Source organism: Sphaerisporangium rhizosphaerae (genome assembly GCF_042665155.1).
GTDB lineage: Bacteria > Actinomycetota > Actinomycetes > Streptosporangiales > Streptosporangiaceae > Sphaerisporangium > Sphaerisporangium rhizosphaerae.
Map to the genome: position 1 here is coordinate 120,793 of NZ_JBHTCG010000014.1, position 9,834 is coordinate 130,626.

Below are 9,834 nucleotides of genomic sequence, written 5' to 3' on the forward strand. Positions count from 1 at the left end.
GCCCGAGCACGCGCCGACGCCGCGCGCCGGCCGGCTCGGACGGCGTCGCGATCAACTGCGGAGATCACATGGAGTTCCGGGTTCTGGGTTCGCTGCAAGTGGTCGACGGCGGCGCCGATCTGACGCCGAGCGCGGCCAAGGTCCGCGCGGTGCTGGCCATGCTGGTCCTGCGGCACAACCAGATCGTGTCCACACGCGAGCTGATCGACGAACTGTGGGGCGAGCGCCCCCCGGCGACCGCCCTGCCCACCTTGCACACCTACGTCTACAAACTGCGCAAGATGCTCGGCACCGGAGGACCGGCCACGGTGGTCACCCAGACCTACGGCTACCTGCTGGCCACCGCCCCGGAGACCATCGACGTGTACCGCTTCGAGCGGCTGGTCGCCGACGGGTGGAACGCGCTGGAGCGCGAGGACGCCGCGCACGCCACCGAGGCGCTGTCGCAGGCACTGGCGTTGTGGCGGGGGCCGGCCCTGGCGAACCTGGCGGCGGGAGAGCTGCTGTCGGCGCAGATCACCCGCCTGGAGGAGAGCAGGCTACGGGCCCTGCAACTTCGCCTGGACGCCGATCTGCGCCTGGGCCGGCACCGCGAGCTGATCAGCGAGCTCAAGGAGCTCATCGCCATCCACCCGCTCAACGAGGACTTCTACGCCAAGCTGATGACCGCCCTGTACCAGGCGGGGCGGCGCGGCGAGGCGCTGGAGGTGTACCAGAACCTGCGCCAGGTGCTGGTCGGGCAGCTCGGCCTGGAGCCCTCCCCCGCCCTGTGCCGCCTGCAGCAGCGCCTGCTGTCGGCCAACCCCGGCCTGGAGCAGCCCGACCTGGACCCCGCGCCGCCGTCCGCCCCGCCCGCGGCCCCGGTGGCCGCCGTCAGACCGGCGCAGCTCCCGCCCGACATCGCCGACTTCGTCGGCCGGGCCGAGGTCGTCGACCGGATCGCCGCCCTGCTGTCGCGCCCGGCCGAGTCCGGCACCGCCGTCCGGGTGATCTGCATCAGCGGGATGCCCGGCGTCGGAGAGACGGCTCTGGCCGTGCACGCCGCCCACCGGGCCCGCTCCGCCTTCCCCTCCGGACAGTTGTTCACCGAGCTCGGCGGCTCCGGCGTGCCGGCCGACCCCGGCGAGGTGCTGGCCGGGTTCCTGCGGGCCACGGGCGTCCCGCCGGGCGAGGTCCCCGGCGACCGCGACGAGCGCAGCAAGCTGTTCCGCACCTGGTGCAGCGAACGACAGGTGCTCATCGTGCTCGACGACGCCGCCGGGTACGCCCAGATCCAGCCGCTGCTGCCCGGCTCGGCCGGCTGCGCCGTCATCGTGACCAGCCGGTTCGCGCTGCACGGCTTCGCCGGCGCCCACATGGTGGAGCTGGACCCGCTCACTGGGGAGGAGGGGCTGGAGCTGCTGTCCCGGATCATCGGCCCGGCCCGGCTCTCGGCCGAGCGCGCGGCGGCCGAGCACATCGTGCGCCTGTGCGGGCGGCTGCCGCTGGCACTGCGGTGCGCCGGGTCGCGCCTGGCCGCCGGGCAGGGCCTGACGCTGGCCAAGTTCGCCGAACGCCTGGAGGACCCCCGCTCGCGCCTGTCGGACCTGCGGGTCGCCGACCTGGACGTGCGCACGACGTTCCGCGCCACCTACGAGCGGCTCGGCGAGCCCGAGCGCAGCCTGTTCCGGCTGCTCGGGCTGCTGCAGACCCCGCACATCACCATGCGGCAGGCCGGCGCGCTGCTGGGCTGCGAGCCCGGCCACGCCGAGCGGCTGCTCGCCCGCCTGGCCGACTGCTCGCTGCTGTCGGCGCGGCCCACCGCCCTGGGCGAGGTGCACTACGCCGTCCACGAGCTGGTCCGGTTGTACGCGCGCGAGTGCCTGGAACGGGAGCTGGACGGCTGCGCCGTCGCCGTGCCCGCCCCCCAGGCCGCGGAACCCGCCGCACCGGCCGGACCCGCCCAGCCGGTCGAGGCCGCCGTCCCCCGGGAGCGGGCGGTGCCCGCCGCGCAGGACGAGCACTGCGGCGTGCCGGTCGAGGAGGCCGGCGCGCGGCCGTTCTCGCTGACGGCGCCGGCCGACTGCGTCAACGGAACGGCGTCCCACATCCTCGGCCCCTGACCCGGAAATTCCGGCACTAGCCTCGCATCAGCATCAAACCAGGCGCTCCCCGCAGCATTGCTGCGTACGGAACGAAAGGAGACGCCTGGTGCACCGGACGCTAATCGTGGCGCGGATGGAGCCCTCCGAGACCGAGGCCGTGGCGAAGATCTTCGCCGACTCGGACGCGAGCGACCTGCCACATCTGATCGGAGTGTCACGCCGCACACTGTTCCGCTTCCACGACCTGTACTTCCACCTGGTCGAGGCGGACCACGACATCACGCCGAACCTGTACAAGGCACGCAGCCACCCGCTGTACGGCGAGATCAACCAGCGGCTCAGCGAGCACATCCGCCCTTACGACCCCGGCTGGCGCGAGCCCAAGGACGCCATGGCCGAGCCCTTCTACACCTGGGAGGCCGACGGCCATGAGTGACATCCGCCTGTCCAAGTTCAGCGCCGACCAGGTGGAGCCCAACCACCGGCGCGGCGGCGACATCCGCGTCCTGCTCGGCCCGAAGACGGCCGGCGCGACCTCCGGCTTCATGGGCGTCGCCTTCCTCAAGCCCGGCGAGCACTTCGTCGAGCACTACCACCCCTACTCCGAGGAGTTCATGTACCTCGTGCGGGGCAGCGTCACCGCCCGCATCGACGGCGGCCAGGAGATCGTCCTGAACCCCGGCGACGCGCTCATGGTGCCCAAGACCGTGCGGCACCGCGTCGACAACACCGGCCAGGAGGAGGCGTGCATGGTCTTCCACGCCAGCCCCCTGGCCCCGCGTCCCGACCTCGGGCACGTCGACACCGAGAACGCCGCCGGCCAGGCCCCGGCAGGGAGCCCGCGGTGAACCTCACCGGCGCCCGCCCTGCGGCCCGGCGCCGTACCCGGACGCGTTCCGGCAGGGGCGCGGCGCGGCGCGCCCGCAGCGGCGACCGCCGGGTGGTCATCACCGGCATCGGCGTCACCGCGCCGGGCGGCATCGGCGTCAAGGCCTTCTGGGAGCTGGTCGCCGCCGGGCGCACCGCCACGCGGGCCATCAGCCTGTTCGACGCCTCCGGCTTCCGCTCCCGGATCGCCGCCGAGTGCGACTTCGACCCGGCCGCCCAGGGGCTGTCGCCGCAGGAGGCGCGCCGCATGGACCGCGCCGCCCAGCTCGGCGTGGTCAGCGCCCGCGAGGCGCTGGCCGACAGCGGCCTGACCGGCGTGCCGCCCGAGCGGCTCGGCGTCGCCGTCGGCAGCGCCGTCGGCTGCACCATGGGGCTGGAGGAGGAGTACGTCGTCCTCAGCGACGGCGGCAAGCGGTGGCTGGTCGACCCGGCCTACGGCGTGCCCCAGTTGTACGGGTACATGGTGCCCAGCACCATCGCCGCCGAGGTCGCCTGGGCCGGCGGCGCCGAGGGCCCGGTCGCGCTGATCTCCACCGGCTGCACCGCCGGCCTGGACTCGGTCGGGCACGGCTACCAGCTGGTCAAGGAGGGCAGCGCGGACGCCGTCGTGGCCGGCGCCACCGACGCGCCGATCTCGCCGATCACCGTCGCCTGCTTCGACGCCATCAAGGCCACCTCGCCCAGCAACGACGACCCCGAGCACGCCTCACGCCCGTTCGACATGGAGCGCAACGGCTTCGTCCTCGGCGAGGGCAGCGCCATCATGATCCTTGAGGAGCGTGAGGCCGCGCTGCGGCGCGGCGCCCAGGTGTACGCCGAGATCGTCGGGTTCGCCAGCCGCAGCAACGCCTTCCACATGACCGGCCTCAAGCCGGACGGCCGCGAGATGGCCGAGGCCATCAGGGCCGCCATGGCCCAGGCGCGGCTGGAACCCGCCGAGGTGGACTACATCAACGCCCACGGCTCGGGCACCCGGCAGAACGACCGGCACGAGACCGCCGCGTTCAAGGCCGCCCTCGGCGAGCGGGCCTATCAGGCGCCGGTCAGCTCCATCAAGTCCATGATCGGCCACTCGCTCGGCGCGATCGGCTCCATCGAGCTGGCCGCCTGCGCCCTGGCCATCAAGCACAACGTCGTCCCGCCCACCGCCAATCTGCACACCGCCGACCCCGAATGCGACCTGGACTACGTGCCGCTCACCGCGCGCGAGCAGCCCGTGGACGTGGTCCTGAGCGTCGGCAGCGGCTTCGGCGGGTTCCAGACGGCCATGCTGCTGGCCCGCGACGACGCCGGCCCCGGAGGCGGCCATGACTGAACCGAACCGACGACCCGGCGCCCGGCCGGTCGTCACCGGGCTCGGCGTCGCCGCGCCCAACGGCCTGGGCACCCAGGCCTACTGGGCCGCGACGCTGGACGGCAAGAGCGGGCTCGGGCGGATCACCCGCTTCGACGCCGAGCGCTACCCGGTGCGCGTCGCGGGCGAGGTGTCGGAGTTCGACGACACCGAGCACGTGCCGAGCCGCCTGGCCGTGCAGACCGACCACTGGAGCCACCTGGGCCTCGCGGCCGCCGACATGGCCCTGCACGACGCGGGCGTCAAACCCGGTGACCTGCCCGAATACGAGATGGCCGTCGTCACCGCCAGCTCCTCGGGCGGCACCGAGTTCGGCCAGCGCGAGATCGAGAAGCTGTGGAGCCAGGGGCCTTCGTACGTCGGCGTCTACCAGTCGATCGCCTGGTTCTACGCCGCCACCACCGGCCAGATCTCCATCCGCTACGGCATGCGCGGCCCGTGCGGGGTTATCTGCGCCGAACAGGCGGGCGGCCTGGAGGTCATGGCCCAGGCGCGGCGGCTGCTGCGCCAGAGCGCCGCCGTCGTCGTCACGGGCGGCACCGACGCCTCGCTGTGCCCCTACGGCCTGGTCGCCCAGATCTCCACCGGGATGCTCAGCCCGCGCGACGACCCCGAGCGGGCCTACCTGCCCTTCGACGCCGACGCCTGCGGCTACGTCCCCGGCGAGGGCGGGGCCATGCTCGTCGTCGAGGACGAGGCCACCGCCCGCTCCCGCGGCGCCCGCCCGTACGGAGTGATCACCGGGTACGGCGCGACGTTCGACCCTCGCCCCGAACCCGGGCGCGAACCCCGCTCCAACCTCGGCCGCGCCATCGACCTGGCCCTGCGCGAGGCCCGCGTCACCCCCGAGCAGGTGGACGTCGTCTTCGCCGACGCCCTCGGCGTGCCCGGCCACGACCTGGCCGAGGCCCGCGCCATCGCGGCGGTCTTCGGGCCGCACGGCGTGCCGGTCACCGCGCCCAAGACCATGACCGGCCGCCTGTACGCCGGCGGGGCGTCACTGGACCTGGCCACCGCGCTGCTGTCGGTGCGCGACGGCGTCATCCCGCCCACCGTCGGCGTGCGCGCCGCCGCGCCCGCCTGCGAGCTGGACCTGGTGCGCAGCGCGGCCAGGGACGGGCCCGTGCGCAACGCCCTGGTGCTGGCCCGCGGCCACGGCGGGTTCAACGCCGCCGTGCTCGTCACGGCCCCCTGACAACCCACCTCGCGACAACGGAGAACGACATGACGACATTCACCCTCGACGACATGAGACGCATCATGGGCGGCTGCGCGGGAGTGCCCGAGACCGTCGACCTCGCCGACGACATCGGCGAGATGACCTTCGCCGACCTCGGCTACGACTCGCTGGCCGTGCTGGAGATGGCCGCGCGCATCCAGCAGGAGTACGGCGTGCGCATCCCCGACGACGCCGTCGACGAGATGAAGACCCCACAGGCGGCCGTCGACTACGTCAACCGCCGGCTCGCGGCCTGAACCCGGAGGAACGCCATGGCAGGACACACCGACAACGAGATCATCATCGCCGGCCCCATGGACCTGGTGTGGAACATGACCAACGACGTCGAGTCGTGGCCCACCCTGTTCAGCGAGTACTCCTCGGCCCAGATCCTCGAGCGGCGCGGCCCCACCATCCGCTTCCGGCTCACCATGCACCCCGACGCCGACGGCAACGAGTGGAGCTGGGTGTCCGAGCGCACCCCCGACCCGGCCACCCGCACCGTGCGCGCCCACCGGGTCGAGCCGGGCTGGTTCAAGTACATGAACCTGTTCTGGGAGTACACCCAGGTCCCTGAGGCGGTGCGCATGCGCTGGGTGCAGGACTTCGAGATGCGGCCCGACGCCCCGCTCAGCGACAAGCAGATGACCAAGCGCCTCAACGACAGCACCGTGATCCAGATGAACCGCATCCGGCAGCTCGTCGAGGAGGCCGCCGAGCAGTCCCCCGCCACGCGCCTGACCACCTCCTGAAACGCCCGCGCCCCCGCGCCGGTCCCCGCACGCCTCCCCGCTCCCGCCAGAACGCACGCCAGACAGAACAGACAGGAAGAGAACAGTGGGCATGAACCACCACGACCAGAAGGACCACGACGGCACCGTCTACCGCGTCATGGTCAAGATGCGGATCCACCCCGGCATGGAGCGGGACTTCGAGAAGACCTGGCGGGAGGTCGCCTCCACCATCGCCCGCCAGCCCGCGAACGTCGGCCAGTCGCTCGCCAAGAGCCCCGACGAGGACGGCGTCTACTACATCGTCAGCGACTGGGAGAACGAGGAGAGGTTCCACCAGTTCGAGCACAGCGCCGAGCACGCCGCCAACCGCATGCGCCTCGACCCCTTCCGCGACGCCGCCGGCACCTCGATGACCCCCATGCTCGTCTCCTCCCGCCTGGGCGAGCGGCCCGCTCCCCAGCCGGGCCGCGTGCGCGTCGCGCTGTACCTCAACGAGCCCGAGTCCGACAAGGGCTCGATCGAGAGCGCCTACCACCAGATCAGCACCACCCTGGCCGGCCGGGCCGGGCTGCGCGGCAACGAGTTGCTGCGCTCCCTGCGCGACCCGCGCCGCTACGCGGTGCTCAGCGAGTGGGACGACCTGCCCGCCTACCGCGAGTGGGAGCGCAGCCCCGAACACCTGCCCACCACCTCGCCGCTCGCGCGCTACCACGACAAGAACCTCGGGATCTTCGGCTCCTACGAGGTCGTGGCCGCCTACTGACCGGCCCGGCCGGCCCCGGACGCGCGCCGCCCGGGGCCGGCGTCCGCACGCGGCGCCGACCGGCGCCCGCGGACGCGACGCCGGCGCACGACGACCTACATGGAGGTATCCGATGCCGTACGCGATGATCACCTTCCGGGTGAGGCCCGGGCACGAGGAAGAGCTCACCGAGCTCTTCGGCAACTCCCCGCCCCTCGAGACGCCCGTCGTCACCGACGAGCACGGCGAGGAGACCGCCCGGCTGCTCGGCACGGGGGTCTTCGTCAAGGACGACGTGCTGGTGCGCCTCATCCACTACCAGGGCGACTTCGCGGGCATCGCCCGGCACCTGGCCTCGCAGCGGCACGTGCACACCATAGAGAAGGACATCGTGCCGTTCCTGGCCGACGCCCGCGACACCGGCACCCCCGACGGGTTCGCGGCGTTCTTCCGCGACGCGATGATGCGCTGCGTCACCCAGTCCGAGAGCCGGGCGCAGACCAGCCCGCTGTGACCCCGCCGGGCGGGCCCCGCGCCCGCCCGGCCCGCGGTCCCGGGCGGCACGCACCCCGCCCGGGACCGCCTGGAAGCGACCGCCGCCGCGAACGGAGCACGAGCATGTCCAACGACGACGGCATCGACGTCATCGCGGCCGTGGAACGCGAGACCGCCGGCCTGTTCGCCCAGGCCGACCGGCTGGTGGAGGCCCTGGCCGCGCGGGCGGGCCTGGACGCGGCCCGCTTCCGCTGCCTGGCCGCGCTGCGCCGCCAGGGGGCGCTGCCCCTGCGGCGGCTGGCCACGCTGGCCGGGCTCACCGAGCGGGAGGCCGGCGAGGCCGTCGCCGGCATGGAACGCGACGGCCAGGCCATCCTGCGGGGCACGCCGGAGGGCCCCGGCCAGGACGGCCCGGCCGCGGGAGTGATCGTGGAGCTGCACCCGGCCGCCGACCGCGCCTGGCTGGAGCCGGCGCTGCGCGAGCTGCGCGAGGCCTGGTTCCCGCTGACCCGGGGCAGGTGTGACGATCTGGCGCTGGTCGCCGGGTTGATGGCGCGCAGCCGCAGGCTGACCGACCTGGTGACCATGCTGCGGCACTCGCCGGACCCCTTTACATTGTAGATTAACGGCGGCCGGTTAAGATCGGCGCGTGGACGTCCCCGCCGTACCCGACGACGGTCCCGGCGCCGTCACGCCCGCGGGCGATCCCTACGTGGTCTATCTCGGCGCCCTCACCGGCGCCGAGTCCCGCCGCACGATGCGCGGCTGCCTCGACCGGCTCGCCCGCGTCATCACCGGCGACCCCGCCGCCACCGGCGCCGGCCAGCCCTGGCACCTGCTGCGCTACGAGCACACTGTGCGCATCCGCGCGATCCTCGCCGAGCGCGGATGGTCGCCGGCCTACGTCAACAAGCACCTGGTGGCGCTGCGCCGGGTCATGCGCGAGGCCTGGCGCCTGGGCCTGATGACCGCCGAGGACTACCACCGCGCCGCCGACCTGCCCACCCTGGCGCACGCCCGGCTTCCCGCCGGGCAGCACGTCCCGCCGGAGGTCGCCGGGGCGGCGCTCGCCGCCTGCGACCAGGACGCCTCCCCCGCCGGGGCCCGCGACGGGGCGCTGCTGGCCGTGCTGTACTCCACCGGCTGCCGCCGCGCCGAGGTCGCCGGGCTCGCCTTCGGCGACTACGACCCCGCGGCCCGCTCCCTTCGCGTGCGCGGCAAGGGCGACAAGGAGCGCCTGGTCTACCTGACCGCCGAGGCGGTGGCCCGCACCGAGGCGTGGCTGGCCGTGCGGGGACGCGAACCCGGCGCGCTGTTCTGCCCGGTCAACAAGGCCGGGCGGCTGCGCGCGCCCGCCGGGCGTCCGGCGCCGATGACCGGGCAGGCCGTCGCCGACATCGTCGCCCGCCGCCTGGCCGCCGCGGGCGCCGCCAAGCGCACCCCCCACGACTTCCGGCGCACGTTCATCGGCGAACTGCTGGACGCGGGAGTGGACCTGGCCACCACCCAGGCGCTGGTCGGACACGCCTCGCCGGTCACCACGGCGCGCTACGACCGCCGGCCCGAGAGCCGGCGCCGCGAGGCCGTCGACCGGCTGCGCATGCCCGACCCCCGCCCCCTGCGCCCCGGCGCGCCCTGACACCGCCCGTCCCGGCCCGGGCGCCCTCCCGCGCCTCATCACCCCTGCGCCCGGCCCCCGCGCGGGCGTCGGGTAAGCAACAGTTCTTGAGTTGAGGGCGCCGAATCCTCCTCACCCTGCACGCTCACTGCCTGCGAACTGCGTCTTCTCCCGTTCGCCAGATCGACTGGGGGCGTCGCCCCACAGGGTGCGGTCGTACAGTCGCCTCAAGCCCGGCAATTCGGAATGGCGTGTCGCCGGTTCCGAGGAGCGCGCCCGGCGGCTGCGCGAGCAGGTCAACTGCGGCCATCCGGAAAGCGATTCCACGAGCGGGCCGGTGGCCTATCTCGACGGAGAGCCCACCGGTCGGTGCGCGGTCGAACCGCGTACGGAATATGTCCGCGTGATGCGCATGCGCATCACGTGCCTCTGGCCTCCGGACGGCGCGAGGCAGGTCTCGGCCAGGCCAAGGAAAGATCACCAAATTACATACCTGTAGTACATTGACGTTAGGTATGTCGCCGTTGCATTCTGGCTTCTGCCTGTCCTAGAGCGGTGCTGGAGTGCCGCGACGGGGGTCGGGCAGTGCATTGAGCCGGCGTTCTTCGGGGGACCTGGCTTACGTCGGCCGCGCCTATTCGAGGCGGCTCCTCAGCGTCTGGGGATCTGCGCTTCCGAATCTCCATGCGCTGCGTCACGG

Annotated in this window: 11 protein-coding genes; all 11 read left to right on the top strand. The window is 73.4% G+C overall.

The features are described from left to right. The first annotated feature begins 68 nt into the window (after positions 1 to 68). The 11 genes from ACFQSB_RS21755 to ACFQSB_RS21805 all read left to right on the top strand — a co-directional run bounded on the left by ACFQSB_RS21755 (position 69) and on the right by ACFQSB_RS21805 (position 9,155). Positions 69 to 2,102: an AfsR/SARP family transcriptional regulator gene (locus ACFQSB_RS21755; protein WP_380828703.1), complete on the top strand. Its 2,034-nt coding sequence runs from the start codon at positions 69 to 71 to the stop codon at positions 2,100 to 2,102. 88 nt (positions 2,103 to 2,190) lie between these two features. Then, positions 2,191 to 2,520: a TcmI family type II polyketide cyclase gene (locus ACFQSB_RS21760; protein WP_248958504.1), complete on the top strand. Its 330-nt coding sequence runs from the start codon at positions 2,191 to 2,193 to the stop codon at positions 2,518 to 2,520. Beyond that, positions 2,513 to 2,932: a cupin domain-containing protein gene (locus ACFQSB_RS21765; RefSeq protein ID WP_354849253.1), complete on the top strand. Its 420-nt coding sequence runs from the start codon at positions 2,513 to 2,515 to the stop codon at positions 2,930 to 2,932. The genes ACFQSB_RS21760 and ACFQSB_RS21765 overlap by 8 nt, the downstream gene beginning before the upstream one ends. 92 nt (positions 2,933 to 3,024) lie before the next feature. Next, complete coding sequence (locus ACFQSB_RS21770) at positions 3,025 to 4,287, top strand: beta-ketoacyl-[acyl-carrier-protein] synthase family protein (protein WP_380828771.1); 1,263 nt, start codon at positions 3,025 to 3,027, stop codon at positions 4,285 to 4,287. Then, positions 4,280 to 5,521, top strand: a complete 1,242-nt coding sequence (locus ACFQSB_RS21775; RefSeq protein ID WP_354931302.1) for a ketosynthase chain-length factor — start codon at positions 4,280 to 4,282, stop codon at positions 5,519 to 5,521. Before ACFQSB_RS21770 ends, ACFQSB_RS21775 begins: the two co-directional genes overlap by 8 nt. A 29-nt stretch (positions 5,522 to 5,550) precedes the next feature. Further along, positions 5,551 to 5,802: an acyl carrier protein gene (locus tag ACFQSB_RS21780; protein WP_354849248.1), complete on the top strand. Its 252-nt coding sequence runs from the start codon at positions 5,551 to 5,553 to the stop codon at positions 5,800 to 5,802. Positions 5,803 to 5,817: 15 nt separating this feature from the next. After that, complete coding sequence (locus ACFQSB_RS21785; protein WP_354931305.1) at positions 5,818 to 6,297, top strand: SRPBCC family protein; 480 nt, start codon at positions 5,818 to 5,820, stop codon at positions 6,295 to 6,297. A 91-nt stretch (positions 6,298 to 6,388) separates the two neighbouring features. Next, entirely contained in the window at positions 6,389 to 7,042 is a 654-nt protein-coding gene (locus ACFQSB_RS21790; protein WP_380828705.1) for an antibiotic biosynthesis monooxygenase family protein, read from the top strand. Between the two features lie 112 nt (positions 7,043 to 7,154). Next, on the top strand, positions 7,155 to 7,535 hold the full coding sequence (locus tag ACFQSB_RS21795; protein WP_354849241.1) for a SchA/CurD-like domain-containing protein: 381 nt from the start codon (positions 7,155 to 7,157) through the stop codon (positions 7,533 to 7,535). A 104-nt stretch (positions 7,536 to 7,639) separates the two neighbouring features. Further along, entirely contained in the window at positions 7,640 to 8,137 is a 498-nt protein-coding gene (locus tag ACFQSB_RS21800; RefSeq protein ID WP_354849238.1) for a hypothetical protein, read from the top strand. Positions 8,138 to 8,165: 28 nt separating this feature from the next. Beyond that, entirely contained in the window at positions 8,166 to 9,155 is a 990-nt protein-coding gene (locus ACFQSB_RS21805) for a tyrosine-type recombinase/integrase (protein WP_380828706.1), read from the top strand. Positions 9,156 to 9,834: the final 679 nt, after the last annotated feature.

Coding starts and splice junctions, on each gene's coding strand:
- ACFQSB_RS21755 (WP_380828703.1), top strand. CDS start 69: ATGGAGTTCCGGGTTCTGGGTTCGCTGCAAGTGGTCGACGGCGGCGCC.
- ACFQSB_RS21765 (WP_354849253.1), top strand. CDS start 2,513: ATGAGTGACATCCGCCTGTCCAAGTTCAGCGCCGACCAGGTGGAGCCC.
- ACFQSB_RS21775 (WP_354931302.1), top strand. CDS start 4,280: ATGACTGAACCGAACCGACGACCCGGCGCCCGGCCGGTCGTCACCGGG.
- ACFQSB_RS21780 (WP_354849248.1), top strand. CDS start 5,551: ATGACGACATTCACCCTCGACGACATGAGACGCATCATGGGCGGCTGC.
- ACFQSB_RS21785 (WP_354931305.1), top strand. CDS start 5,818: ATGGCAGGACACACCGACAACGAGATCATCATCGCCGGCCCCATGGAC.
- ACFQSB_RS21790 (WP_380828705.1), top strand. CDS start 6,389: ATGAACCACCACGACCAGAAGGACCACGACGGCACCGTCTACCGCGTC.
- ACFQSB_RS21795 (WP_354849241.1), top strand. CDS start 7,155: ATGCCGTACGCGATGATCACCTTCCGGGTGAGGCCCGGGCACGAGGAA.
- ACFQSB_RS21800 (WP_354849238.1), top strand. CDS start 7,640: ATGTCCAACGACGACGGCATCGACGTCATCGCGGCCGTGGAACGCGAG.